Annotated in this window: 17 protein-coding genes; 8 read left to right on the top strand and 9 right to left on the bottom strand. The window is 44.7% G+C overall.

The features are described 5' to 3' along the window. Positions 1–185 precede the first annotated feature (185 nt). The 6 genes from IQ270_RS10335 to IQ270_RS10310 all read left to right on the top strand — a co-directional run bounded on the left by IQ270_RS10335 (position 186) and on the right by IQ270_RS10310 (position 13,856). Positions 186–974: an SDR family oxidoreductase gene (locus tag IQ270_RS10335; RefSeq protein ID WP_193973138.1), complete on the top strand. Its 789-nt coding sequence runs from the start codon at positions 186–188 to the stop codon at positions 972–974. Positions 975–1,312: 338 nt separating this feature from the next. Next, the gene (locus tag IQ270_RS10330; protein ID WP_193973137.1) at positions 1,313–2,497 is read left to right on the top strand and encodes a calcium-binding protein; all 1,185 of its coding nucleotides are present in this window, start codon (positions 1,313–1,315) and stop codon (positions 2,495–2,497) included. A 184-nt stretch (positions 2,498–2,681) separates the two neighbouring features. Further along, positions 2,682–8,315 (top strand): tetratricopeptide repeat protein, encoded by a 5,634-nt coding sequence (locus tag IQ270_RS10325; RefSeq protein ID WP_193973136.1) that lies wholly within the window; start codon positions 2,682–2,684, stop codon positions 8,313–8,315. A gap of 81 nt (positions 8,316–8,396) precedes the next feature. Continuing rightward, positions 8,397–10,388, top strand: a complete 1,992-nt coding sequence (locus IQ270_RS10320; RefSeq protein ID WP_193973135.1) for a tetratricopeptide repeat protein — start codon at positions 8,397–8,399, stop codon at positions 10,386–10,388. Positions 10,389–10,423: 35 nt separating this feature from the next. Beyond that, on the top strand, positions 10,424–13,072 hold the full coding sequence (locus IQ270_RS10315) for a tetratricopeptide repeat protein (protein WP_193973134.1): 2,649 nt from the start codon (positions 10,424–10,426) through the stop codon (positions 13,070–13,072). A gap of 121 nt (positions 13,073–13,193) precedes the next feature. Then, positions 13,194–13,856, top strand: coding sequence for a class I SAM-dependent methyltransferase (locus tag IQ270_RS10310; protein ID WP_193973133.1), 663 nt, complete (start codon positions 13,194–13,196; stop codon positions 13,854–13,856). 287 nt (positions 13,857–14,143) lie between these two features. On the opposite strand, the gene IQ270_RS10305 is transcribed toward IQ270_RS10310, so the two are convergent. Beyond that, positions 14,144–14,842, bottom strand: coding sequence for a class I SAM-dependent methyltransferase (locus IQ270_RS10305; protein WP_193973132.1), 699 nt, complete (start codon positions 14,840–14,842; stop codon positions 14,144–14,146). Positions 14,843–15,096: 254 nt separating this feature from the next. Here IQ270_RS10305 and IQ270_RS10300 point away from each other — a divergent pair, with 254 nt between their 5' ends. Further along, entirely contained in the window at positions 15,097–15,414 is a 318-nt protein-coding gene (locus IQ270_RS10300; protein WP_193973131.1) for a hypothetical protein, read from the top strand. A 708-nt stretch (positions 15,415–16,122) separates the two neighbouring features. On the opposite strand, the gene IQ270_RS10295 is transcribed toward IQ270_RS10300, so the two are convergent. The 3 genes from IQ270_RS10295 to IQ270_RS31875 all read right to left on the bottom strand — a co-directional run bounded on the left by IQ270_RS10295 (position 16,123) and on the right by IQ270_RS31875 (position 18,312). Then, entirely contained in the window at positions 16,123–16,344 is a 222-nt protein-coding gene (locus tag IQ270_RS10295) for a hypothetical protein (RefSeq protein WP_193973130.1), read from the bottom strand. Further along, positions 16,341–18,110 (bottom strand): S8 family peptidase, encoded by a 1,770-nt coding sequence (locus tag IQ270_RS10290; RefSeq protein ID WP_193973129.1) that lies wholly within the window; start codon positions 18,108–18,110, stop codon positions 16,341–16,343. The genes IQ270_RS10295 and IQ270_RS10290 overlap by 4 nt, the downstream gene beginning before the upstream one ends. 67 nt (positions 18,111–18,177) lie before the next feature. Next, positions 18,178–18,312: a hypothetical protein gene (locus IQ270_RS31875; RefSeq protein ID WP_255532408.1), complete on the bottom strand. Its 135-nt coding sequence runs from the start codon at positions 18,310–18,312 to the stop codon at positions 18,178–18,180. Positions 18,313–18,361: 49 nt separating this feature from the next. On the opposite strand from IQ270_RS31875, the gene IQ270_RS10285 reads away from it, so the two are divergent. After that, positions 18,362–18,778, top strand: a complete 417-nt coding sequence (locus tag IQ270_RS10285; RefSeq protein ID WP_193973128.1) for a hypothetical protein — start codon at positions 18,362–18,364, stop codon at positions 18,776–18,778. Positions 18,779–18,904: 126 nt separating this feature from the next. On the opposite strand, the gene IQ270_RS10280 is transcribed toward IQ270_RS10285, so the two are convergent. From IQ270_RS10280 to nirB, 5 genes are all read right to left on the bottom strand, one after another. Next, the gene (locus tag IQ270_RS10280; protein WP_193973127.1) at positions 18,905–19,864 is read right to left on the bottom strand and encodes a hypothetical protein; all 960 of its coding nucleotides are present in this window, start codon (positions 19,862–19,864) and stop codon (positions 18,905–18,907) included. After that, on the bottom strand, positions 19,861–20,796 hold the full coding sequence (locus IQ270_RS10275) for a site-specific DNA-methyltransferase (RefSeq protein ID WP_193973126.1): 936 nt from the start codon (positions 20,794–20,796) through the stop codon (positions 19,861–19,863). Before IQ270_RS10275 ends, IQ270_RS10280 begins: the two co-directional genes overlap by 4 nt. A gap of 152 nt (positions 20,797–20,948) precedes the next feature. Next, the gene (locus IQ270_RS10270) at positions 20,949–23,042 is read right to left on the bottom strand and encodes a HEAT repeat domain-containing protein (protein ID WP_193973125.1); all 2,094 of its coding nucleotides are present in this window, start codon (positions 23,040–23,042) and stop codon (positions 20,949–20,951) included. A gap of 348 nt (positions 23,043–23,390) precedes the next feature. After that, positions 23,391–23,750 carry a nitrite reductase small subunit NirD gene (gene nirD, locus IQ270_RS10265; RefSeq protein WP_193973124.1) on the bottom strand — a complete coding sequence of 120 codons (360 nt, stop codon included), beginning with the start codon at positions 23,748–23,750 and terminating at the stop codon, positions 23,391–23,393. A 135-nt stretch (positions 23,751–23,885) separates the two neighbouring features. Further along, positions 23,886–26,450: a nitrite reductase large subunit NirB gene (gene nirB / locus IQ270_RS10260; RefSeq protein ID WP_193973123.1), complete on the bottom strand. Its 2,565-nt coding sequence runs from the start codon at positions 26,448–26,450 to the stop codon at positions 23,886–23,888. Positions 26,451–26,756: the final 306 nt, after the last annotated feature.

Here is a 26,756-nt window from a genome sequence, read left to right as displayed (position 1 = left end):
CCAATAACCAATAACCAATAACCAATAACCAATAACCAATAACCAATAACCAATAACCAATAACCAATAACCAATAACCAATAACCAATAACCAATAACCAATAACCAATAACCAATAACCAATAACCAATAACCAATAACCAATAACCAATAACCAATAACTACTAACTACCAACTGCCAAAAAATGATTTCTATCCAAAATCAAATTGTTTTCATTACGGGTGCGAGTAGCGGTATCGGAGCGGCCTGTGCCAAGATATTTGCCAAAGGTGGAGCCAAACTAATTTTAGCAGCCCGCCGTCTAGAAAAGCTCGATCGACTGGCAAACGAACTTGTAGAAACAAAATCGATCGCATCGATGAACCAGATTTACTTGCTAGAATTGGACGTGCGCGATCGCCCGCAAGTCGAATCGGCGATAACTGCACTACCCAATGCCTGGAAAAACATCGATATTCTGATTAACAATGCTGGATTGAGCCGCGGTTTAGACAAACTGCACGAAGGCAACTTTCAAGATTGGGAAGAAATGATTGATACCAATGTGAAAGGCTTGCTGTACGTGACTCGCTACATTGTACCGGGAATGGTCAGCCGAGGCGGCGGCCACGTAGTCAATATCGGCTCAATAGCAGGCCGTCAAGCTTACCCCAAAGGTAATGTTTATTGCGCTTCCAAAGCAGCAGTGAGAGCGATTTCTGATGGGTTGAAACAAGACCTTTTGGGAACACCGGTGCGGGTGACGGAAATAGAACCCGGTTTGGTAGAAACAGAATTTAGCAATGTCCGCTTTCACGGCGATGCAGAAAAAGCCCAAAATGTCTATCAAGGATTGACTCCTTTGACTGCGGACGATGTAGCCGATGTCGTCTATTTTTGCGCGACGCGATCGCCCCACGTCAATATTAGCGAAGTCTTGCTAGTTCCCACAGACCAAGCTAGTGCAACTCTGGTTCACCGAAAAGAGTTTTGAGCAGTGAATGGTGAGCAAAAATCCGACTTAAATAACCCCTTTATTTGTGAGTCACTATATGCTTAGACTTCGATTGTGTAGGAAAGGTTCCCACAGCAGAGTGTTATCAGGGATTTTTAACTAGGATTTGCTATGAATTGTGAATTCAAAAGTTCTGGATAGTTAAATATTTTCGGGTCAGATCATTTTTATATACTTACACAAAAACAACATAAATACTTTACATTTGTTGACTAATTTCATATAAAACTATTCCGGACATCAGGATTGTAGCTAGTACATCTCACAAGAGAGATCAAGGCTCTCGATAGATATCCCCCCATTCGAGATGAGAGGCTATGTCCCAAGTAACAAATACCACTCAACCCCTAAGCGTTGAACAAAACGCTCTTGGCGGTCTAATTATCCAAGGCTCGCCGGATTTACCAAACAGAATTAACGGCGACATCGGTTCCGATGAAATCATTCTAGGCTCTGGTAATGATGAAGCTGCCGGCTTAGGTGGCGATGACATCATGTACGGTCTAGGTGGCGATGACATCTTGAGAGGCGGCGACGGAAACGATATTGTCTACGCCGGTAAAGGCAATGACATCGTAGAAGGCGGCGCGGGCAATGACGTTCTTTTTGGCAACCAAGGAAATGATACCGTCAGCGGTGGCGACGGAAACGATCTGATCTACGGCGGTAAAGACGATGATGTAGTCAATGGTGACGTCGGCGATGACGTTCTGTATGGCGACCGAGGTAATGACTTGGTGCAAGGCGGTGCTGGCAATGACTTGCTGTTCGGCGGTCAGGGCAATGATACCCTCCTCGGTGGCGACGGAAATGATACTGTGTTCGGCGGTAAAGGCGATGATGTCATCGATGGCGGCGCCGACGATGATGTTCTGTATGGCGACAGAGGCAATGACTTGCTAGAAGGCGGTGCTGGCAATGACTTGCTGTTCGGTGGCGAGGGAAATGATACAGCCCGCGGCGGCGAGGGAAATGATACTGTCTACGGCGGTAAAGGCGATGATTTGGTTGAAGGCGGCCCCGGCGATGATTTCGTAAGTGGCAACTTAGGAAATGATACTGTTTTTGGCGGCGATGGCAACGATATTCTGTACGGCGGTAAAGGCAATGACATCGTAGAAGGCGGTGCGGGTAACGATATTATTTCTGGCGACAGAGGAAACGACACCCTCGCAGGTGGTGCTGGGGCTGATACATTCGGCTTCGAGTTCCTCGGCATAGATAATATGGATACTCTGACCGACTTTAACCCTACAGAAGATAAAATTCAGCTTGACAAAGCTGTGTTTAATGCTTTAATACCGGGCAATCTAACTGGCAACCAATTTATTACTGACCCCAATTTCAATCCCAACACTCCTGGGACTGCGGGCGCAGCTAATCTGATCTACAACCCGGTTGACGGTTCGCTGTACTACCGCAATCAAAACGGTCAAATATCGATCGTGGCTCAAGTAGGCAATAACCTGAATATTGGGTCGAACAACTTTGAAATTATCTAAAATTTGTCCCGATTTAGGGTGGCTCTATCATTAATAGAATTTAAACATTATCTGCTGGCCAAAAGCTCACCAAAAAAATAACCGCTCGGGCTTCAAAAGTCAGAAAGCTGGTTAATCACTTGAGGGTTTGATGTTATTTACGGCTAGTGGCTGCAATTTACCTTTTTAAATTAGTGATTTAAGTATGCTCATCACCCAAGGGATGGAACAAAATTCCAATTTAGTAGAAGCTTTTGCCAAAATGGGTTTGCTGTGCGATCGCGCGGGAAAGATAGAAGATGCTGCTTTTCACTACCAACAGGCACTAACTCTCGGAAAAAACAGCCCCGAATTGCAGCACAATTTGGGTAGAGTTCTGCAACAGCAGGGGGATTTTACAGGGGCGATTGACAGCTACCAGCAGGCACTGGCTGTCAACCCAGATGACGTTAAAGCTCACTACAATACCGGCGTTGTCGTTCAACAGCAACTCAGGATAGAAGCAGCGATTTACAGTTACCAGCAAGCGATATCTTGCTGGAAAAAAAGCTCTCAACCAGCTTTTTTATCCTACGCAGTAAATGCCTACAGCAATTGGGGCTGCATTCTGGTGCAGGAGGGCAAAGTTGACGAAGCAATTGTGGTTTTTCAAGCGGGAATAGCTATAGCCCCCGATGATGCTGCTCTGTACAATAATTTAGCTATTTCTATGTTGCAACTGGGGAAGCCAGAGGAAGCGATCGCCCTTTGCCGCCGCGCGATCGAGTTGCAGCCAGAATTAGTCATGGCACGTTACAATTTGGGCAAAGCATTTCAAAGATTGGGGCTGCATACTTTTGCAGTAGAATGTTTTGAGCGGGTAATTAGCAAACAGTCGCATCATATTTCAGCATACAGCGATCGGGCTTTTTCTTTGATGGCACAAGGCAAATTAGCTGAGGCCATGTTATGTTGGCAAAATGCTATTTCTATGCAAAGCGAGTTTGTTGATGGTTTTTGCCACCAAGTAGAGATGCGGTTGACTTCCGTACAAGAATTTAATGAACTCGATCGAGCTCAAATAGCCTGTGTCAGATTTCTGAAGCAACTTCAAGGAAAGGACGGCTCTGGTGGCGCGATTCCTAGTCTTGCTAAAAATCCGCTTCATCCTTCATCATTGCTCCTGGATTTAGCAGAGACTTACTTCCATTTGGGCAACGCTTTATTCGATTACGGTGGCTACGAACAAGCGGAACAATATTACCAAAAAGCTTTACAAGTTCAACCTAATAATGCAGATATTTATTGGCGGCTGGCTGATTGCTTGAGTCAGCAGAAACGATTTTCGGCGGCAATTGTAGTTTACCACATGGTGCTGGCAATTGCGGGCGATCGCTCTGATATTTCCGAGCAGTTGCAGGCTGTATTGAAAAAGCAGCAGGAGTTGAGGGATTCTCCCTCAGCCCGCCAAGGGTTTAAACCCCTGTCGGACTCTGATTTTGAAATTATGAAACAGCCCTCCCTTGTTAACGGGAATAAACAGCAAAAATCGGACTGTCAGGGTTTAGATTGTCAGCGGTGTCTCAGGCGCATTTTCAGACAGTTTGAGCCGCTGCATTTAGGTAATGGCGTATATTCTTGTGCTCAGCAGGGAGAGACTGCTGTTGAGTCGCCGGAAACGTTTGTGACTTCGCTCCCAAACGGGCGGGCTTGGATTGTACCGCAGCAAAATTCTTGGATGATTTGCAATGCTATTGCTATTATCGATTCTGGCGATCGGCTTTTACCCGAACTTTCCCGCGAATATCCGGGTGAGTTGCCGGGATGCGAAAATCAACATTCTACTCAGCACAGGTTTCTGAATTTAAAACCGGAAGAATTGCCGCCTTTAGAAAAGATAGACGGTACGGTGGCGGTATTGGCTGGACTTTCGGGAAATGTCTATTTTCACTGGATGGTGGATATTTTGCCCCGGATTGAAGTTTTGCAGCGTTGGGGGATAAATCTGGAAGAGATCGATTGGTTTTTGGTTAATAGCTACCAGCAGCCTTTTCAGCTAGAAACCCTGAAAGCGTTAGGGATTCCTGAATATAAAATTATCGAGAGCGATCGCCATCCTTACATTCAAGCCAAACAATTAATTGTTCCCTCTTTTTCCGGATATTTGGGCTGGCTGTCGCCGCAGGCGCTTGAGTTTTTGAGACGGGTTTTTTTAAATGAAAAATTTACAAAACTCTGTAGTGCGAACATATTTCTCGCTAGAGGTACACAGGTAAGCGAGCAAGACGATCGCAAATATCTTTATCCAGAACGCATCTATATCAGCCGCAGCCAATCCAACTATCGCCGAGTCATCAATGAAGAACAGGTAATCCAATTTTTAAGCGGATTTGGCTTTGTTTCAGTGCTACTAGAATCTATTAGTTTGGAGGAGCAAATAGCATTATTTTCTCGCGCCAAAGCTATTGTAGCGCCGCACGGCAGCGGTGTGACAAATATTATATTTTGTGCTTCGGGAACAAAAGTAATTGAGCTAGTTTCTCCCAATTATATCAGGCACTATTATTGGGTGATCGCTCAACAGCTAAATCTCGAACATTATTATGTAATAGGAGAAAGCTTTAACTGTTACCCAATTCGACAGTTAATGTATCAAAACCCATTGACTGAAGATATTTTAGTCAATTTGAATTCACTCAAAAAGATGCTGGCACAGACTAATCTATTTTCCTCAAAAAAGCCCCCAAATTTAATATCTTTTGAAAAACCTAAAAATCCTACGGCAATCATGAACCAAGAATCAGCAGATTATTTCCAAAAACGGGCTGAATTTTATTTAGAACAAGGCAAGTTAAGCGATGCTCTAGCTGCTTGCGATCAAGCCTTGAAGCAGAAACCAGATTTTGCACCAGCTTACAAAACTTTGGGCAAGGTTAGCCAAGTACAAGGTAATTTAGATAAGGCAAAGCATTGGTACGTGAAAGCTCTTGAAATTCAGCCTGATTTTGCGGAGGTTTATAGTAATCTTGCTACTCTCTACACCCAACAAAAAGATTGGGAACGGGCTTTGATCTGTTACCAAAAAGCCAATTCTGCTCAGGTAAAATATCCAATAGCTAATAGCAGCCAAGGTGTTTTAGCCTTCAAGGATGACGATATTGAAGTCTACATTCAAGGTGCAGAAGCGTTTTATGCTCAAAGGAAATTCGAGCAGGCGGCGTCGGCTTGCCAGCGAGTTATTCAAGTTAAAGCAGATGCGAGGGCTTATAAAATCTTGGGTAATGCTAGGCAAGCTCAAGGCAAGGTAGAGGAGGCGAAAAATTGCTATGCTAAGGCTATTGAACTCGATCCTGATTTTGCTGAAGCTTATACTAATTTGGGGACGCTGTACGCTCAGGAACAGCAGTGGCAATCTGCGATCGCATTTTACCAAAAGGCGATCGCGCTTCAGCCGAATTTAGCCTCAACTTACCGAAATTTAGCTCGGGTGTGGGCGCAAATGGGGCAGCTATCTGAGGCTGACGAGTGCTGGTTTAAGGCATATTCTTTGGAACCTGCCAAGGCAACTCCTGAAGAACACATTCATCTGGGCGATAACTTTTTGAAGCAGAATCAGGTAACGCAGGCTATACGCTGTTACTGCCACGCTATCGAGTTAAACCCCAATTCAAACGAAGCTTACCAACAGTTAGGAAATGCTCTAAAAGCTCAAAAAAAGGTGCAGGAAGAAGTTGCTAGTTATCGAAAGATAATTGAACGTCCAGCTAACATTTTTGGGGATTTGTTCAAAACAGTAGTGGTGAGCTTGAACCCAAAATCTGAGTTGCCTGAGAATCCCCAAACATCTACTTTGCAGGGAAATGTTGCAGCTAATTCCTTGCAACTCGATTCCACAATCTCCGCTGAAAAACCTCGCCTACAGTTGCAGCAGCCGACAACAATTCCTGCTGTACCGCAACAGTTAAATACGATCGCCCTTTCGGAAAATTTTGCACCTGCAACTCAAAACTCGGCTGATGTTTTGTCGCAGGTGACAGTTGTTGATAGCGGTTTTACGGCGGATTTTCGGCAACAAGAAACGGCTGAGGACTGCATTCAGCGGGCAGAATCATATAGCGCTCAAAAACATTTTGAGCAAGCTATTGCTGAGTGCAAGCGAGCTATTGGAATTAAACCGGATGCGGTAGCTGCTTACAAACTGTGGGGCAAGATTTTGCAATTGCAAGGGAATATAGAAGAAGCGATCGAGTGCTATAAAAAAGCCCTAAAAATTAAGTCTAACGACGCGGAAATTTACGTTAATCTTGGCACTTTGTATGCTATGGCGAAACAGCTACCGTCGGCGATTGCTTGCTACCAAAAAGCGATTGCTATCCAACCGAATTTAGCACCAGCTTACCGGAATTTGGCTAGGGTGTGGAGGCAGCAGGGAAAACTAGAAGAGGCGAACGAGTGCTGGTACGAAGCTTATTCTTTGGAACCGGAAAAGGTATCGCCAGATCAGCATTTTAAGCTGGGCAACCTTTTGTTTAAACAAGGTCGAATTAGTTATGCGATCGCGTGTTACCGCCGCGCGATCGAGTTAAATCCGAATTTAACTGCGGCTTACCAAAATCTGGCGATAGCGTTAAAAAAGCAAGGCAAGTTGGATGAAGCTGCTGTCTGTTTGCAGAAAGTAGCGGCAGTTAAGGGCAACTCTTCGGTATCTGGCGGTCTAGCAGCAGATACTTTTGCCCCCGCGACGCAGGTAAAGGGCGATCGAATCAGTCAGAAACCTGCTGCCGCTGTGGAAGTTGGGGATGCGATCGCTTCGTCGCCACCAGCAAGCAATCTGAATAACGGTCATTCAAAATCTGCCCAAAGTCTAACATTATCCGCACTTGATAGCGGTAATTGTAACAGTGGCAAACCTGCGGCGATAGTCAATTCTGTCAGTGCAGAAACATACATCAAACAGGCCGAAGATTATTACGCCCAGGGTAAATTTGAGGAGACGATCGCCCAGTGCAAGCGAGCTATTGAAATTAAACCGGAGGCGGCACTTGCCTACAAGATTGCGGGGAATGCTACCCAAGCAATGGGCAAGGTAGATGCGGCTCGGTATTGGTACGCTCAAGCCTTGGAAATCGAGCCAAATTTTGCTGAAATTCATGTTAATTTAGGCAGCCTTTGCGCTCAGCAGAAACAGTGGCAAAAGTCAATTGTTTGTTACCAAAAAGCAATTGAAATTAAACCGAATTTAGCATCGGCTTACCGGAATTTAGCGAGGGTATTTTTGCAGTCGGGTCAGCCGCAAGCAGGGGCAGAATGCTGGTATGAAGCTCTGACTCTCGATCTCAATTGGGCAAAGCCTGATGAACACTTTACTCTGGGCAATACTTTGTTAGAACTGGGTCAATTTGACCGGGCTATTGCGTGTTATCGGCGGGCGATTCAGTTGGAGCCGAGTTATGCGGATGCTTATCACAATTTAGGGGAGGTTTTGAGCGTTATGGGACAGTGGGAAGAGGCGATCGCGGCTTACCGACAAGCGATCGATCTGAACCCGAATTTCGATGCACATCATTACGGTTTGGGGAAAGCTTTGGCAAGTCTCGATCGGCGCGAAGATGCGATCGCCTGTTATCGGAGAGCGATCGAGCTCAATCCTAATTTGGTTCAAGCTTATCAAAGTTTGGGGGATGTTTTGGACAGTTGGGGTCAGTTGGATGAGGCGATCGGATGTTATGAAAAAACCATTGAATTGAAACCGGATATCTGGGAGGTTCACCAAAAGTTAGGGGATGCCCTGCAAGAAAAAGGCGAGATCGATGAGGCGATCGAGGCTTACAACCGCGCCATTGAACTAGCCAAAGTTTAGCAACTTTCCGGATACCTCGCTAGGCAGATGAAAAATAAATTCAACTGCTTTAACAGTCTCAATTTACCACAGGCACAGGGTATGAGCAACCAATCCAATATCATTGCATTTCCAGTAAATAAGTATTCAGATTTATCCGTCTTATCGCAGCAAGACATTGCGGATGTTTTACCTCCACAATCGGTTAGTTTAAAAATGGCTGTCTCGGAATCTGGGGAACAGGATAGAAAGCGAGACAAGCATTCCTACTTGAGTCGGGGCAATAACTTCAATGCTGCCAAACCTCACTACAGCTTGGCAAAAGCTTTGGCGAAAAAAGGAGAGTGGCAGAAAGCTATTTCTTCCTACCGTAAAGCCTTAGATATCGACTCTAATTCAGCAGAAATTTATCATAGTTTTGGGGATGCTCTTGTTAAAAATGGTGACTTGGACGAAGCAGTAATAATTTATCAGAAAGCTATCGAACTTCAGCCTAATTTGTGGGAAGTTCACCACAATTTAGGGGATATTTGGCAAGGACAAGAAAGGTTAGATGAGGCGGTTGCTGCATATCGTCTGGCTATTGAGTTGAATCCTGATTTTTGTTGGTCGCACAATAATTTAGGGGATGTGCTGACTAAGCAGGAGAAATGGGAAGAGGCGGTTGAGGGGTATAAAAGTGCGATCGAGTTGAATCCTGACTTCCACTGGTCTCACTATAATTTGGGCGCAGCTTTAGTGGAGTTGCAGAGGTGGGAGGAGGCGATTGTTGCTTATCGAAGTGCAATTCAGTTAAAGTCTGATCTGCCTTGGGTTTATGAAAACTTGGCTGATGCGCTGCGAAATCACAGCCCATTATCTGCCAAGGAAGCTATTAGTTATTACAGTCAAGCTCTTCAAGAAAATCCAGATAATGTCAAGCTCTATCACAAAGCTCTGGAGGTTAACCCAAAAGATCCGAAACTCTATTTGGGTTTGGGGAATGCTTTGATGAAACAAGGACACAGGGATGGAGCGATCGTATTTTATCAGATGGGGCTACAGCTTAAGCCTGATGACTTTGAAATTTATTTACAGCTATGGAAAGCTGTGATTCAAATTAATGATGGCTTTGAAGATGTCGCTGTACAGTCGCAAGCGGATCTGATTGATTTTTGTGGAGAACGGAAGGTTAATAATAAATCTTTACAAATTCCTTTGTCATTTAAATTCTCGCCTGTACCACAATCTACAGTCGAGCGAGTTGATATTGTTCTCTGCGTTCACAATGCTTTCGAGGATGTAAAAGAGTGTCTGAATTCGATTAGACGACACACAAAGGTTGACTATCGCTTGCTGATTGTAGATGACGGTTCTCAACCAGAAACTAGAGACTTTCTTAAGTCGTGGGTTCAAGAGGTTTCTGTAGCGACTTTGTTTAGAAATGAGATGGCTCGCGGTTATACCAAAGCAGCTAATATTGGTCTGCGCGCCAGCAAGGGTGACTACATAATTTTATTAAACAGTGACACAATTGTTACTCCGGGGTGGATTGAAAAGTTAATTGAATGTGCTACTTCTAGAAAGAATATTGGCATAGTCGGCCCCCTCTCAAATTGTGCATCTTGGCAATCTATTCCCGAAATATTTGACAAGAACGGTGGCTGGATGATTAACAATATTCCTGAAGGATGCTCCCTGGAAAATCTGAGTGATATAGTAGCAAATGTTTCCGAAAAAGCATTTCCTTGTGTGAATTTTGTTAATGGTTTTTGTTACATGATTAAGAGAGCTGTAATCGATGCCATAGGTTGGCTAGATGAAGAAAGCTTTCCTCACGGTTATGGAGAAGAAAATGATTTTTCAATTCGAGCTCGTAAAGCTGGGTTTAAACTAGCGATCGCCGATCATGCCTACGTATATCACTCTAAGTCTAAAAGTTTCGGACACGAACGCCGTCAAGAGCTTTGTAGGCAAGGTTCGGCAGCTTTTAAGTCCAAGCATCCTGATATTAATGTCAAGGCTTTGACAGAGGAAATAAAAAATAATCGCTCTCTCGATCGTTTGCGTCTTAAACTCCGCGAACATATCGTACATCCTCACAATCCCGAATAATTTCAGATAAAAACAATATCGATATAGGCGTGTATATGTCAACAAGAATTAATCAAGAAACTGCTGAAACAAATTTCCAAACAGGCAAACAGTTGGCTGGGGAAGGTAAATTAGACGAGGCGATCGCTATCTACCGTCAAGCTATTGAACTCAACCCCAATAACCCTGAGTTTCACCGCAGTTTGGGGGAGGTTTTGCAACGAGTGGGGCAACATTCCGATGCGATCGCCTGTTATCGTCAAACAATAGAGCTGCAACCGAATTTTTCTAAGGCTTACCATAACCTAGGAAATGCTCTGGGCCAACTCAAACAATGGCCCGAAGCGATCGCCGCCTACCGTCAGGCGATCGAACTTAACCCCAATTTCCCTACTGCTTGCTATCGTTTAGCCGAAGCTCTAAAACAGGTTGGAGAAACAGAAGCCGCGATCGCCGCCTACCGTCAAGCTATTGAACTGAGCCCAAATAACCCTGACTTTCACCACAGTTTAGGGGAACTTTGCCAACAACAAGGAAAATATGAAGAGGCGATCGCCTGTTATAGTCTAGCAATTGACCTGCAACCAAAGCTTTTTCAAGCTCACAATAACTTAGGAAATATCCTCGTAAAACTTAAACAATTGCCTGAAGCGACCGCATCTTACCGTCGAGCTATAGAGCTTAATCCAAATACTCCTGAGTTACATTTCAGTTTAGGGGAACTTTGCCAACAACAAGAAAAACATGAAGAGGCGATCGCTTCCTATCGTCAAACAATTAAGCTGCAACCCAAGTTTTTTAAAGCTTACCATAATTTAGGAAATTCCCTTGGTCAACTCAAGCAATTCGAGGATGCGATCGTCTCTTACCGTCAAGCAATTGAGCTGCAACCAAAGTTTTTTAAAGCTCACAATAACTTAGGAAATGTTCTGATACAACTCAAAAAGTGGCCCGAAGCGATCGCCTGTTATCGTCAGACGATCGAACTTAACCCCAATTTCCCTACCGCCTATTATCGTTTAGGCGAAGCTCTGGAAAAACAAGGACTAATAGAAGAGGCGATTGTTACCTACCGTAAAGCGATTGAACTCAACCCAAATAACTCTGACTTTCATCACAGTTTAGGAGAACTTTGCCGACAACAAGGAAAATATGAGGATGCGATCGCATCTTACCGTCAAGCCATTGAGCTGCAACCGGATTTTTCTAAAGCTCACCATCACTTAGGAAATGCCCTCAGTCAACTCAAGCAATGGAAGGAAGCGAGCGAATCTTACCGTAGGGCGATCGAACTCAACCCCAATTCCCCTACAGCTTACTATCGTTTAGGCGAAGCTCTCCAACAACTTGAAGTTACAGAAGAGGCGATCGCAGTCTACCGTCAAGCTATTCAACTCAAACCAGATTTTTCTGCCAAAGTTTACCACAATTTAGGAGAACTTCTCAGCCAAAAACAGCACTGGGAAGAGGCAATTAGCTGTTATCGTCAATCGTTTGAGCTTGACCCCAACTTTTCTCCAGCTTATCACAAATTAAAGGAAGCCTTAGCCCAGAACGGTCAGCTAGATACAAAGAAATCTATTCCCTCTTACCAGCCTACTGTCAAGTTAAATTTCAATGATGAATGTCCCAAAATTTTGTTTATTCTGCCAGTCAAAGGCGGTGGAGGTGGTGCTCATTCAGTCGTGCAAGAAGCCTTAGCACTTTATCGCTGCGGCATCCCTGTCAAAATAGCTGTCAATCAATCTAACTTTACTGACTTTTTAAAGAGTTATACAACCGAAATTCCCGAGATCGGTCAAATTGCTATCTCTTATCAAACTTTAACAGACCTAAAAAACTTAGCTAAAAATTTCTCTGTTGTCTGTGCAACGACTTATAGCTCAGTAAAAATGCTGGAAATGCTAGTCAGAGACAATCACCAGATTTTGCCGGCTTACTATATACAAGATTACGAACCCTTATTTTCTTGTATAGATACCTCTGAGTGGGAAGAAGCACGAGAATCCTATACACTGATTCCCCATGCTGTCCGGTTTGCCAAAACCAACTGGTTGTGTCATATTGTCGATCGCAATCATGCCGTGAATGTTCACAAAGTCCAAGCCAGCATCGATCATCAAGTTTACTACCCTCATTTAAAGAGTGAAAACTCTCGTATCGAGATTTCTATGATGGTAAGATTCACCACAGCCAGACGCGCTCCCCGTCGCACATTAGCTGTCGCTAAAATTTTATCAGAATTGTTTCCAAATCAAGTGCATTTTACCATCTTTGGCTCTGACCGCAGTCTGATTGAATCTGCTGGGATACCGATTCCCAAAAATACTACGATTTTTCCTCATCTGAGTCGCTCAGAAGTCGCGGCCCTGCTGCGGAAATCAGATATATTTCTAGATCTTTCTGATTTCCAGGCTTTTGGCCGTACAGCTATAGAAGCGATGGCTTCTGGCTGTATTCCTGTTGTCCCCGATAAAGGAGGAACGGATGAATTTGCGATCCCTGATTTTAACTCCGTAGTTGTTGACACCACATCGATTGAGGATTGTGTCAAGGGTATTGGTAAGCTCATTCAAGCCGATCGCAATGTGTTATTGCAACTCAAGTTAAATGCGATTGAAACAGCAGCAAAATATTCACCAAAACGTGCTGCTTTTAGCATTTACAATCTTTTATGCAATGAGCTACTTCAACTTGCTTCATAGATATGTTTAGGAGTTTCAAGTAAGTATTATGTTAGACCCTGTTCTTCAAAGGCGATATCTCAATAAAGTTCAGCTCCAACTAATGACCCGAAAGCGATGGGCTTACCTACGCTATCTTCAGATGCGTGAAGGATTAATCGAAGCCTTAAAAACGGCAGCAGAAATTAAATCCTTTCTCAGCGTTGGCTGTGGAGCTGGATTAACGGAGGTAGCTCTCGCTCTAGAATTTCCTGCAATTGAGTTTTACCTCACGGATATTGATAATAAAGCCAATATTCAACAGCGATTAGGGATTCGGATGGCCACCGAATGGGTTATTCAAAATGTCAAATTTGACACTTATGATACTTTGACTCCCTCATCAGAATCCTACGATATAGTAGCCTCGATTGAAGTTCTAGAACATATCGAGGCTGACAAAATAGCAGCGATTAATATGCGTGCAGCGTCACGGAAGTATGTATTTGCACTTGTTCCATTTGCCACTCATGAAACTAACATGAATCCAAAGATGCGAGAAAGTGTATGGAAAAATCATCAGCATTATCGCGTCGGCTACAATGCTGATAGCATCCAGGAAATTTTCCCAGATATTACAATTTTACGTGGGTGTTACTGGAACGATGCTGGCCTTAAACTGCGCCAAAAACTTGAACACTTGTCTGATGAAGAAATCCGGGCTTTGTTGCCACATTTAACTCAGCTAGCTAAAACAGATATTCGTAACAGTATCCCTGGCGCTGATGGAAATTGTCATGGAATGTGGATCTTGTCAAAAGTCTGAGTTATATCTTTTGACAGTTGAAAGCACTTGACAAAGGCAGGAAGAGGATTAGAGTAATGAATAGTCTTCTTCTTATTTCTCCCTATAATACCAATTTCATAAAGTAGCGCGACATAACAACCCCCCCAACCGGGGCGGGTACCAGGGTGGCTTTATTTTGATCATACAAATTAGGTACGTAGTTGCGCTTTAGCGCTCTTTATAATATTAGATAAAGAGCGCTGAAGCGCAACTATGTACTTTTGCTCATTCGCTTAATTTATTGCCATTTTCTTTGTAAATAATTCTTAAAAGAAAGTAATACCTTTTTGATAAATCAAATGTTTGTATGGGAGATTGCGAACATCGGATACACTGACATTGTTAGATAACCAAATAATGCCGACAACTTCTCGATAAACTGGTTGATCAAATTCCACTATTGGTTTTGCTTCATGTTTTTCTAGCTCCCAATGCTGTTGGTTCTTGAGTGACGATAAGGGGTGAATAGTTGTATCTTGAGAAGAGTTGACCAATACTCTCCCATAGATTTCATAGTTGGGAACATTGAGTTCTTCAAGAATGTCCTTTACCTGTTGGGCTTGCAGATGTAAAGTATGACCTGTCCAGTCAGACCAATAAAATTTCAGTCCTAAAGATTTTAAGTAGTCATCTGCATCAAAAAAAGGCCCTTTAATAAAAACGAATTTTCTCGAAATTCGGATAGCATTTTTTATGGCTTCTTTGGCATAATCTAATTTGGGTAAATGCTCCAAAGTATGGTTGAGAATTGTAAAATCTACGCAACCATCAGGGAGAGCGAGATTGCAAAAATCTCCTTTGATGGCATCATATCCAGCAGCTTTGGCTGATGCTACTTTCTTCGGATCGAGATCGATGCCAAATCCCTTACGCCCTTTGAGTATGTTGATTCCAAATTGAATTGAGCTACCGTTAGAACAGCCAAAGTCTGCAAAATCAAAACTTGTAATATCGAACTCACTCATAATTATCTTCCAATCTAAATCAAATGTATTGCAACTAGAGATAATTAATTAATACATGATTTTGATAAGGAGATCAGGAAAAGAGATGTAGTTCTGCGAACAGAATAGATGCGTTATGCGAGATGTAGCAGTGCAATTGGTTTTTTTTTATATACCACAAACTTCTAACATACATCATTCCCTGATTCAATCCGGATTAAATAGGAAACTTCAGAACAAATAACTATTAACGAAGATATCCCCAATAGTACGGTATGCCGAGTCCAAAACCATTGATAACTCGTCCACAGCGTTTAGGTTCATCTAAAACCTACTACAAATTTCAAGGAAAACCTTACAAGCATCTGGACAGAGAGATTAAATTAACCTCTTTTAAAACGATAGCTACTGCTATTTTGTTAGGGGTTCCTTATCTGGGGTTTATTTACATATTTTTATCTGGAGGAGCAAAAGTTATAGCTATTGGTTTGGTAGTAGTGGGTATCTTGATAGGAGGATCGATCGCGCTTTTATATTATTTCAACAGAGAAGCATCAGTCACACCGCCTTCCAATCAGAAGAAACGGCACTAATAGACAGCGATCGCCCCCCAAGTCGGTAATTCAGATTTTGCCTATCCTCAAGCGCCCTATTGAAAAATTCGATCCGGTTGTCCGGATTGCGGCCGAATTTTTACGAAAGTTAATTGGTAGATGCACCCTGATTGATAACTCCCGACCAATTTTGGCCGGGTTTTTTTTGTTGTATCCAAGCTGATGCGGAAAAATTTTTGGGTAAGTGTCCGGATTGCGGTCGAATTCTCAGGAAGCTTAATTGGTAGATGCACCCTGATTAATTAACTCCCGACCAATTTTGGTTTGGGGTTTTTTTTGGGCGTATGCAAGCTGAGCCGGGAATTTTGGCAAATTCTGTGAAAGTGTCCTGAAAGAGGTACTGTGTTAGCGGAGATTAGATTAGTAGATGCACCCTGATTAATTAACTCCCGACCTATTTTGGTTTGGGGTTTTTTTTTGTAAAAGTTAGGTAGAACGACAGGTAGCGACAGTTTTAGGGCTGAGTCATGGGGGCCGAGAAACCCGGTTTCTAGGAGTTTTGGGCTATGTGACAAGAACTGTTGAAAGAAACCGGGTTTCAGAAATCATCAATCAATTTTCTGAAGTTGTCCTGAAAGAGGTACTGTGTTAGCGGAGATTCGATTAGTAAATGCACCCTGATTAATTAACCCCAGCCAATGATGGCAGGGGTTTTTTTTGCTCGAAAGCTGGAGCGAGTCGATCGACCTACAAGACTTCAAAAGACTGCACCTCAAGTACCGGGCCGATCATCGCAAAAGTCATGATATCCTTGCGGACTGTACCTTTGACACTGACTTTCAAACCCTCTTTTTTCAACTCAGAAGGAGCATTTTTAAGTTCATAAGTTTCTCCATCTTCGCCAACCAAAGCCCAGGTTCCTGGGCCTAATCCTTTGCGTTCAATTTTGCCTTTGACAGTAATACTCATGCTGACTGCACCTCTGTTTTAATCGCCAAACGCGCCAATCCAAAACACAAAAAAGCATTGACAATCAAGAATGTTTGTGCTACTAAACCAGTTCCCAATCCCCAAACTGCGGGAGAGAGAACAGCATTCACTGCTAAACAGCTAGCAAAGCCGATCGAAGTTGCGATCGCGATCCACTTCCACTCTCTGTGTCCCAACAGCAAAACAATCAAAATCCCCGGAATCAAAACACTAGCAAACAAAGGATTCAGCATACTGCTGCCATTAATTGCACCGCCGAGTTCGGGAATAGAACTGCCCATGATTCTCATCGGCCACTGCGGCAAGTCAAATACAAACAAGTTGCGGAGGAAAAAGAACCCAGAACTTCCAGCCATCAAGCCGCCGGAAAAGCCCCAAGTCCACTGGAACGGAAAATAATTCCGCATAATGAAAGCCAGCAGGTAAGAACCGAGCACCATGGCAATTTTGGGCAACAGGGCGACTGCACCGCCGTCTATCCAGAAGCGGGGGCTGAGATAGCCGTTGTCGCGCAGCCAGCGGAAGAAGTCGCGGAAGTTGATTTGTCCGCGCCCGGCTAGCTGAACTGCTGCGGCTGCGTCTAGGTGTCCGGAACCAAAATGGTTTAAGGGATCTTCAGTGACATTTCGCGAGGACTGCAAGAGTACGCTGCGAATGGAGTCTGGTTCTGTGATGCCGGAGGCTTTGATCAGTGCTGCAACGGCGGCAACGTGGGGCGCAGCCATGCTAGTACCTTGGTAGCCTTCAAAGATTTCGGCACCGGTTTCTGGGTCGATCGTACTTTGCAGAATTTTGCCCAGTTCAGAACCACCGGGGGCTGCAATGTCAACCCCGGCGCCGAAATTAGAATAATCGGCTTTTTCTTCGTTGGGGCCGAGGGCGGAAACGCCGATGACGTGGGGATAGCGGGCGGGATAGGATGCCGAACTGTCGCCGGAGTTGCCGGCGGCGGCGATGATGACAACGCCTTTAGAGTGGGCGTAGTCGATCGCTTCTTCCATTAATTGACTTTCGCCGCCGCCGCCCAAACTCATGTTGATGACATCTGCGCCATTGTCTGCTGCAAATTTAATCGCTTCGGCAATGTCGGAAACTGTACCGCCACCGCTGGCACCCAACACTTTCAGCGGCATTAAAGCTGCTTCGTAGGCGATGCCTGCAACGCCGTAGTTGTTGTTAGTTGATTGGGCGACAGTACCTGCGACGTGAGTACCGTGGCCGCTGTCATCGTAGGCTTCGGCGCGATCGTTTACAAAGTCGTAGCCCGGTACAAATTTGGTTTCTTTTAAGTCGGCGACGGGAGTGATGCCGGTATCAATTACCGCTACTGTTGTGCCGCTGCCTTTGGTTTCGTTCCAGGCAGATTCTACATTGATGCTGCGGAGATTCCACTGCTTGGTATACATGGGGTCGTTGGGAATCTCGTAAGCGCTGTAAATGTAGTTCGGTTCAATGTATTCGGTATTTTTAGCCAAATTTGATTTTTTCAGGGCATTTAGCAAAGTGCGAGATCCCTTAACTACATATACATTGTCGCCCGCTGAGAATTCGCTGTTGAGTTGCGGTGCGATTTGGTACTGTTGGGCGATCGCATTTACTTGTTTGGCAATTTCGGCAGTACCGATATCTTCGCGGAAATCCAGTACGATCGAGTCGTAAGTACCTTGAGTAGCCAGTCCTGGGAAATTAGAAATTGCCCAGCCGAGCCCAATTAAAAATAAGCACAGAAGGAAAAACTTTTTCATGGCCGATGGTCTGCGTAGGGAAGGCTTGTTCACCACAATAACCGAATTTTAACTGCGATCGCCAGTTTTACCGGCGGGTTTTGGATATCTCGCGGGCCGGCGTTTGGTATTTGTCGGCTGTGGCTGTTGCTCGATCGAAAATTGCTCTAATTTCTAGTTTAAATTTCCTAGCAAGTTTTAGGAGTTGAATCAATTGTATCATTACAGCAGATGGCAAAGAAAAACTGGAGTATTTTCAACAAGGATATTGCATGGAAAGAGGTTTAATGTGGCTGCCGCTGCTGGCCATTTTTATCGGGCTGGCTTGGGCTGGATGGAACGAGTATCAAAAGTTAGAAGCGTATCGCGTCTGGGCAGAACAATTCGCTAAGGCAAAGTACGATATTTATGCTGTACTAGGTCAGCAAGAAGATTGTTTGACTTGGGGGAAACCTACTCGCAGCGGGCCTGTGAATTTGCAAACTTTTTCTTTGAAAAATGTGCAGTCGCTGAAGTTGTTAGTTAACGGCGCTGCGGTAGATTTAGAGTCGCCGCCGAATTCTGGAAGTGCGATCGTCCTAGAGTTTTTGTTAAAAGATGCGGAGGCTGTCCGGGTGCCGTTTACAGAAGTTCCTCTAGCGACTAAATGGGCAAAGTATTTGCAGCAGGAATTGCAGCGATTTTTGTAAAGGGATTCTCCGAAACCCCGGGTTTGCGGAGAGGGTTGCTGAGGTGGGAGAAAACAAGGTGCGATCGCGGGTGTTTAACGATCGGGAAATGCTGCGGTGGGCGATCGGGGTTTTGGTTGACTATGCTTAGCTTTTCTCGTTTTCGCCTTCTTCTATTTCTACCTCTTCTAGGGACTGTCCATCTCTACTGAGCAAATTCCAAAGATCGTCATAGAAAAAATGATCGATAGTTTGAATGTGCTGTGAGAGCAACGGATCTGTAATCATATTCGGTCGAATATCGCAATAATACACACCATCCAATGGATTTAGCTTAATAGTGTAAGCTTTGAAATGCCCTGTCAAAAAGGTGGCATTAATGCCATAGCGATGCTGTTGCTTCGTTTTCTTTCTTTGCACATCGTTGAGGAAAATTGCAATATGAGGTACATCGGTATTGGTCAATTTATTGTACAAAAACTTATCTACAAAAATTTTGTCAATACGATCTTTACTTGAGGTTTTTACCGAACCAATAATTTTGAGTTTATCTTCTTTGCTAATTAACAAGTCGTGTTGATAACTGCTATGAAACAAAACTTCACCGCGATCGTCTTTAATTGGAACTTGTGCTATTCCAGCGACACAATCTATATTTAGCTCTGAAATTATGAGACGGATTAAACGCTCAAAAAGATCCCCATTTACTTTGCGAGCTTGATTAGATTTTCCTGAAGGTAGTGCATCCAGAGCAGCGCCTATTGATTGCTGCATCGTGTAGATGGTACAAATTAAAACTTGCCTCAATCCATCATCAGGTAACTCTCTATCACTCAACTGTTCAAGAGCTTGTAAAAACTGAACATAATTAGTTTCAAATACAGATTCCTCATACATCAAAGATGTATTAATTGGGCGCGTAATATTGTAATAGCCATCACTCTGATACTGATAAAACTGGTAGTGATTCTCGTTCTGCGAAACAATTCTAGCTTGCAAACCCGTTTCAATAAATTTTAGATAGCTCTTACAAAAATTTATATAATCCCGAATATTTTGAAAGCGTTTTTTGTCCGTTGCATGATTGACTAAATCTGTTAAGCTCATCGTATAGATTCCCGTCTTTCTGCATTTTTACGATCTAGAGATATCCATTCTTCTTTTGTCATACGACGAACATTTTCTATACGTCTGAATGCCCAATCGTTGTATTCCATATTAAGATCGCATCCCATCCAATAACGATTTAATTGTTCTGCAACAACGAGAGTTGTGCCTGAACCTGAAAATGGATCGATCACCAAATCTCCTTCATTAGACGAAGCCAGCACAAATTTCCTTAATAACTCTTCGGGTTTTTGTGTGGGGTGAGGTGTTGTTTCACCCATACCGTTACAAGTAGTAGGAATTTCTATGACATCTTTAGGCTTTGCACCTTTTGGATTGGGTGTCCAGTTGTCGCGTTTCTTTGTTGCTCCTTTCCCGTAAGCACTTGTTTTCGCTTGCGGATGTGAAGGATATTTCAAAGTATGTGCGCCATAGGGAATTCGGACATCGTCAATATTTAGTTTGACGGAATCAGATTTACGAAAGTGAATCATGCTTTCATGCGATCGCCCCCAATCGCTACCTAAATTCGCTTTATTTTTATAGTGCCAGATTAACCAACGGCAACTCTTAAAATACTTTGATGCTGGATGCTTTAAGTCAGCTAAGATTTCAGAAAACCCACAAATATATAGAGAGCCTGTTGATTTGAGAATCCGCGATGCTTCGCCGATCCATTGAAGCGACCATTCAATGTACTGCTCTTGATTCTCAAAGCGATCCCAATCGGCTTTTTTAATGTTATAAGGTGGATCGGCAAAAATTAAATTAACACTCTCAGACTCAACAGATTTAAGCCAATCAATTGAATTACCTTGATACAGTTGCCCATGAGGATGTGAATATTGCAGTTGAAAACCTTGTGTTAAAGGTTTTGAATTCTGCTGCTTAAATTGTTTTGTCTCGCTGACAACGTCTGGGGAGATTTGCATCACGTTCAAACCTTGATTATAACTGACCAATTTCGTTTATCCCTCGCTACCAGTGCCAACGACTAGGGATAGATTATAGTAGACATCGATTGCACCTCACTAATTATTTTTGAGAGCTACAACTGAGGGGTTAATGTTATTATGATTTGTGTTTACCAATCATCGCAGCGCAGCCGTCGGCCCGCTAAGGCCCGCACTTGCTCGTCTGCGTCGGAAACTGCAAGCGATCGCAGCAACGGCAAAGTTTCGGCATTTTCGGGATAATGTTCGATAATTGCTTCTAGGGCTGTAAACCGGGGATTGTAGGCAAAAGAACCTGTTAGATCGCAGAAGTCGGTAAGAGCTCTCTGGCGCAAAAACTCAAACATTCCCGGCTCGTCTTTCCATCCCCGCATTAACTCTACCAGGGCGATCGCCCGCACCTGCGAATCATTATCCTGCTGTGCTCTAATTTTCAGCCACTCAAAAGTTTGAGACTCATTTGGCCGCCCGCGGGCTAACTTTTGCAAAGCAATTTGCCTGACAGCCGCACTCTGATCGCCCTCTGCTTTAGCCTCCAGCATCCGCCAAGTTTCAGCACCCGAAGGCCAATTGCGAGCAAGTTCCTGCACCGCCGCTTCCCGCACCTCCTCCTGGCCAGAATCAAGCTGAACTTTCAGCCAAGACAAGGTTTCCGGCTGTTGCGGCCATCCCCGCGCTATTTCTCGCACCAGCACGCTCAGCAAGTGAGAATCCCGTTCCGACTCGGCGAGTTTTTTAAGAAAAGGCAGCGTTTCGCCCCGGTGCCCCCAGCCTCTTGCTATCTGTTCCACGGCAGTTTCTCGGACGTTCAGGTGTCTGTCTGACTCGGCGAGATTTTTCAACCAGCCAAAGACTTCGAGACTCACTGGCGGTAACGTGGCTGCGGCTACTACTACTACTTGCCGCAGCGTCCAATAATCCTCTGAACTAGCAATTTTTTGCAGCAGGGGCAATGTCTCTGGGCTGTCGGGCCAACCGGCGGCAATCTGTTGCAGGGCTGTTTCGCGCAGTTCGACGTCGCGGTCGCCGGTAGCTATATTTTGCAAAAAAGGTAGAGTTTCGGGGTTAGAGCGCCAGCCAGAGGCAATTCCTTGCACTGCCGCCTGCCGGACGGCGCAACTGGTGTCGGACTCGGCGAGACTTTTGAGCAGGGGGTAAATATCTGGTTGGGCCCGCCAGCGCGAGGCCAATTCTTCGATCGCGGCTGTCCGCACTTGTTCGCTGCTGTCGGATGCGGCTAGGGTTTTCAGCAGCAGGCCAACGTCGGCCACGGAGGACCAGCCGGCTGCCAACTCTCGCACCGCTACTGTTCGCAGGGTAGAAGTTCCTGTTTCGGCGAGGTTTTTGAGCAGGGAGAAAGTGCCTAAAAGGCTGCGCCAACCTCTGGCTATTTGTTGCCACGCAAAGATTCGCACTCCCAAATTTTCGTCGGATTCGGCGGCGGTTCTCAGCAGCAACAGGGTATCTGTGCGATCGCGCCAACCCAGGGCCAACTGTTCCAGGGCACAGGTGCGGACGGCGGGACTGCGATCGAACTGAGCTTGGGTCGCCAGCAGCGGCAAGGTATCACTGTTAGAGGGCCAACCAGAAGCCATTTCTTCGATTGCAGCCGATCGCACTGCCCAACTTCGATCGGATTTAGCGAGGTTTTTGAGCATCAGGTAAATGTCTGGCTCGTCAGACCAACTGCGGGCGATCGCTTTGACTGCTGTGGCCCGGACTTCGCCGCTGTCGCTGGAGTGAACGAGTATTTTGAGCCAGGGCAGGGTTTGCGGGTCGTTTTTCCAAGTTTGGGCGATCGCGGCGATCGAGCGTTCGCGAATTTGAAAAGTTTCCTGCAATTCTTGAGCGCTTTGATAAAGAACCAGGAAAACTGTGCCGTATTGCGATAACTTTTTTAAAGCATTTAACAGTTTTTTTTCGGTTATTTTATTAATGCCATCTTGATTTTTTAACAGGCATTGCGCTGCTAAAAACAAATTAATAAACTTTTCGGGTTGACCGTTTTGAGCTGTCAGATATTCTATAATTTCGCTCGCTGTTTCTTGGTCGAGTTTAGCTGCAATTTCTCCGAGGACTTCGTGCAAAGATTCGTCCCGCCAGTGCTGCTCGAAAACTTGTGTTTTGAGTTTAGCCCGAGTCAGTTGACCGGCTTTGAGTTGTGCGTCGATTAACTCTGCAACTGTCTGGGGATTATTTTCGGAAACAAGTTTTTTTAACAACATACCGATATCCTGTCCCCTAGAGTTGGTTTGGATTTAAAGAAGATTGGGCGGTATCAACCCAGCTTTGTACGGGCTTGCGCCCGAGGAGTGCGGGTTAAAGACAAGGCGGTTAAAATAGGCGATATTTACGCCGGGGAGGTGTTCGCGCTTGCCTCCGTGCGGCCGCAAGGCAAGTCTAAACGAGGTTTCAACCGCCCTCCGATCTGTTCTGTATTGTAGTATGCAGCAGATTGACTCTATTTTATGCCAAAACTACTGGCTCGATCGCGCACCAATGAAAAATCCGCCACCACCCAATCGGAATCTTAGGTGTTGGCGGATTGATATCGAAAAATTAAGCTGCCAAATCTAGTTAACTGCTACCTGCACGCGATCGCCAGCAACCCGAACCGCAAAAGTCGGAATTTGTACCGTTTCATCGTCCAAACACTGGCCAGTAGCCAAGCTAAAATTCTGCTTGTAAATCGGAGAAGCAACTTTCAGAGTCCCGTTGCGATCGCCCACAAGTCCTCGGGACAACACAAAAGCCTTGCTAAACGGGTCGTAATTGCTCAAAGCATACAGTTCATCCCCGTTTCCCACTCTGAAAACAGCCACTTGTTCCCCAGCCACCAAAGCACAAACTCCTGTATTTGGGGCGATCGCATCCAAGCAACACACATCCACCCAAGTTGTTACTGTATCGGAAACCTGCAATGATTGAACCATTTTTCTTTCCTGTTAATTTAATACAATTTCCTTCCCAATTTCCGGTTAAAAACCGCTAAATTGGTTTGATCGTTCGGACTTCAGTCCTCCTAAAACTCTGTGGACTAAAGTCCGAACGATTAAACCCGATCGCCGTTATTTGTCCGAAACTCCAGCTAGGGCTTTTTCATGCTCGAAAGCAGGGCGAGTTTGTCCCCGTTCCTCGACACGAACAATACTCGGATCTGGCAAATCGGAATTCACAAAATGCTGGAATCGCTGCACCTTTTGCGGGTCTTCAATCGTCGTTTTCCACTCGCATTGATAAGTATTCACCAAATGTTGCATCTGCGCTTCTAGCTCAGCACAAATACCGAGAGAATCCTCAATTATCACCTGCTTCAAGTATTCAATCCCGCCTTCAAGTTTGTTCAGCCAAGTAGCAGTACGTTCCAGGCGATCGGCCGTGCGGATGTAGAATACCAAAAAGCGATCGACATACTTAATCAAAGTTTCCTTATCGATATCCGCCGCCAGCAAAATTGCGTGCTGCGGCTTAATCCCGCCGTTACCGCACACATACAAATTCCAACCATTCTCAGTCGCAATTATCCCAAAATCCTTGCTTTGAGCTTCCGCGCATTCGCGAGTGCAGCCAGAGACAGCAGACTTGAGCTTGTGGGGCGATCGCAAACCGCGATACCGCAATTCCACCTCGATCGCCAAACTCGTCGAATCCTGCACCCCAAAGCGGCACCAAGTGCTACCAACACAAGATTTGACAGTCCGCAAAGCCTTACCATAGGCGTGTCCAGACTCAAATCCCGCATCAATCAAGCGCTGCCAAATATGCGGCAACTGATCCACCCGAGCACCAAGCAAATCGATCCGCTGTCCCCCAGTAATCTTAGTATAAAGCCCAAAATCCCTGGCAACTTCTCCCAAAGCAATCAACCTCTCCGGCGTAATTTCTCCACCCGGTACTCGCGGTATCACCGAATAAGTACCGTCCCGCTGAATGTTTGCCAAATAGTAATCATTGGTATCTTGCAAACCAACATGAGACTTCTCTAGAATATGGTCGTTCCAAGTAGAAGCCAGCATCGAAGCAACAGCAGGCTTGCAAATTTCGCAGCCGCGCCCTGTGCCGTGTTTGGCGATCGTCTCATCAAAGCTTTTCAGCTCTTGAGAGCGCACCAAATGGTACAATTCTTGACGGGAATATTCAAAATGTTCGCAAAGATTATTTTTGACCGCAAACCCAGCTTTCTTCATCTGGGCCTTAAAGATATCCGTCACCAAAGGCACGCACCCGCCGCAGCCCGTACCAGCTTGAGTGCATTTCTTGACGCTAGCAACATCAGTTAAATTGCGATCGCGAATCGCCTCACAAATCTGCCCTTTACTGACATTATTGCAAGAACAAATTTGAGCCAAATCCGGCAAACTATCAACACCCAAACCAGCAGGAACTCCGCCTTCGCGCGGCGGTATCAACAAATCTTCAGGATGCGGCGGCAAAGCAATGTCATTTTGCATAAATTGCAGCAAAGTACCGTAAGCAGAAGCATCTCCGACAAGAATCCCGCCTAAAATCCGGCTACCGTCTTGATTTAAGACTAATTTTTTGTAAATCCCTTGGAAAGTGTCAGCAACAGCAATTTCTTTAGCATCGGGAGACTTAGCAAAAGCATCACCAAAACTTGCCACATCCACTCCCAAAAGTTTCAGTTTTGTGGACATATCCGCACCCGTAAAAGTGCTAGTGCCGGCATCTTGGCTGCCATCCGCCGCACTGCTCAAAATATCGGCTGCTACGCCAGCCATTGTATACCCAGGGGCAACTAAGCCGTAGATGCGATTGTCATAAAGCGCGCATTCGCCGATCGCATAAATATCAGGATCGGAAGTTTGGCAGCTATCATTAATCATAATGCCGCCGCGTTCTCCCACTTCAATCCCGCAACCTCGGGCAATTTCGTCGCGGGGGCGAATGCCAGCAGAAAACACAATCATATCTGTTGCCAATTCCGAACCATCAGCAAACAGCATTTTAGTAACTTTGCCATCTTCGCTGACAATTTCCGTTGTAGATTTGCTGGTGTGAACCGAAACTCCCAAATCCTCAATTTTGTTACGGAGAATCGCACCACCAACCTCGTCAACTTGCACGGGCATCAGCCGCGACGCAAACTCAACTACATGAGTTTTCAAGCCCATATTTTGCAAAGCGTTAGCGCATTCTAAACCCAACAAACCGCCGCCGATTACTACACCGACTTGACAATTTTTAGCGTACTCAGACATTGCCTCCAAGTCATCAATTGTCCGGTAAACAAAAGTGCCAGCAGCATCTTTGCCTTTGATGGGCGGTACAAATGGATAGGAACCGGTGGCGAGAACAATTTTGTCGTAGGAAACTTCTAAACCGTTAGCTGAAGAGACTGTTTTTTGTTCCCGGTTGATGGCGACTGCTTTGTCGCCGATGTGAATCTGAATCCCGTTTTCTTGATAAAAGCCCGGTGCAACTAGGGATAAATCTCCTGCTGTTTTTCCCGAGAAAAATCCGCTGAGGTTGACGCGGTCGTAAGCAACGCGCGCTTCTTCACAAAAAGTAATTAAATTCCACTGTTTGGCAGCATCCGAGTTGACCATTAACTCCAGGAACTTGTGACCTACCATGCCATTGCCGATTACAATCAGGTTTTTTTTGGATGTCATTAGAATTTTTTTTATCCTGTCTATCAGTCCTTGGTTTTATTAATATAAGAGTTCTTTGTAAAGTTTTGTATGTATAGATACAAAAAAAAATATATATGCAATTGTTGAATGCTCCTGATTGCATTTTTGCATCGTATGTGCGATCGACTTAAGTAGGGTGCGTCAGTCGATTTGAGATTTAAGATTTACTTCACACTTAAGTAGGGTGCGTCACGTAAGTCTTTTTGATAAAAAATTAGTTTTTTTACTGTGACGCACCTTACAGTTTTCTAAATTTTAACGATTATTTAAGCTGTCATTCCCGAT

Origin of the sequence: Microcoleus sp. LEGE 07076 (assembly GCF_015207455.1) — a bacterium.
GTDB lineage: Bacteria > Cyanobacteriota > Cyanobacteriia > Cyanobacteriales > Microcoleaceae > Microcoleus.
Note: the sequence above shows the minus strand (reverse complement) of the source record. Positions and strands in the feature narration are given on the sequence as shown.

What these genes read in the sequence shown, in the direction of transcription:
- IQ270_RS10315 (WP_193973134.1), top strand. Translation starts at nt 10,424, where the DNA reads ATGTCAACAAGAATTAATCAAGAAACTGCTGAAACAAATTTCCAAACA.
- IQ270_RS10295 (WP_193973130.1), bottom strand. Translation starts at nt 16,344, where the DNA reads ATGAGTATTACTGTCAAAGGCAAAATTGAACGCAAAGGATTAGGCCCA.
- IQ270_RS31875 (WP_255532408.1), bottom strand. Translation starts at nt 18,312, where the DNA reads ATGATACAATTGATTCAACTCCTAAAACTTGCTAGGAAATTTAAACTA.
- IQ270_RS10275 (WP_193973126.1), bottom strand. Translation starts at nt 20,796, where the DNA reads ATGCAAATCTCCCCAGACGTTGTCAGCGAGACAAAACAATTTAAGCAG.
- IQ270_RS10310 (WP_193973133.1), top strand. Translation starts at nt 13,194, where the DNA reads ATGCGTGAAGGATTAATCGAAGCCTTAAAAACGGCAGCAGAAATTAAA.
- nirB (WP_193973123.1), bottom strand. Translation starts at nt 26,450, where the DNA reads ATGACATCCAAAAAAAACCTGATTGTAATCGGCAATGGCATGGTAGGT.
- nirD (WP_193973124.1), bottom strand. Translation starts at nt 23,750, where the DNA reads ATGGTTCAATCATTGCAGGTTTCCGATACAGTAACAACTTGGGTGGAT.
- IQ270_RS10280 (WP_193973127.1), bottom strand. Translation starts at nt 19,864, where the DNA reads ATGAGCTTAACAGATTTAGTCAATCATGCAACGGACAAAAAACGCTTT.
- IQ270_RS10330 (WP_193973137.1), top strand. Translation starts at nt 1,313, where the DNA reads ATGTCCCAAGTAACAAATACCACTCAACCCCTAAGCGTTGAACAAAAC.
- IQ270_RS10270 (WP_193973125.1), bottom strand. Translation starts at nt 23,042, where the DNA reads ATGTTGTTAAAAAAACTTGTTTCCGAAAATAATCCCCAGACAGTTGCA.
- IQ270_RS10285 (WP_193973128.1), top strand. Translation starts at nt 18,362, where the DNA reads ATGGAAAGAGGTTTAATGTGGCTGCCGCTGCTGGCCATTTTTATCGGG.
- IQ270_RS10290 (WP_193973129.1), bottom strand. Translation starts at nt 18,110, where the DNA reads ATGAAAAAGTTTTTCCTTCTGTGCTTATTTTTAATTGGGCTCGGCTGG.
- IQ270_RS10335 (WP_193973138.1), top strand. Translation starts at nt 186, where the DNA reads ATGATTTCTATCCAAAATCAAATTGTTTTCATTACGGGTGCGAGTAGC.
- IQ270_RS10305 (WP_193973132.1), bottom strand. Translation starts at nt 14,842, where the DNA reads ATGAGTGAGTTCGATATTACAAGTTTTGATTTTGCAGACTTTGGCTGT.
- IQ270_RS10320 (WP_193973135.1), top strand. Translation starts at nt 8,397, where the DNA reads ATGAGCAACCAATCCAATATCATTGCATTTCCAGTAAATAAGTATTCA.
- IQ270_RS10325 (WP_193973136.1), top strand. Translation starts at nt 2,682, where the DNA reads ATGCTCATCACCCAAGGGATGGAACAAAATTCCAATTTAGTAGAAGCT.
- IQ270_RS10300 (WP_193973131.1), top strand. Translation starts at nt 15,097, where the DNA reads ATGCCGAGTCCAAAACCATTGATAACTCGTCCACAGCGTTTAGGTTCA.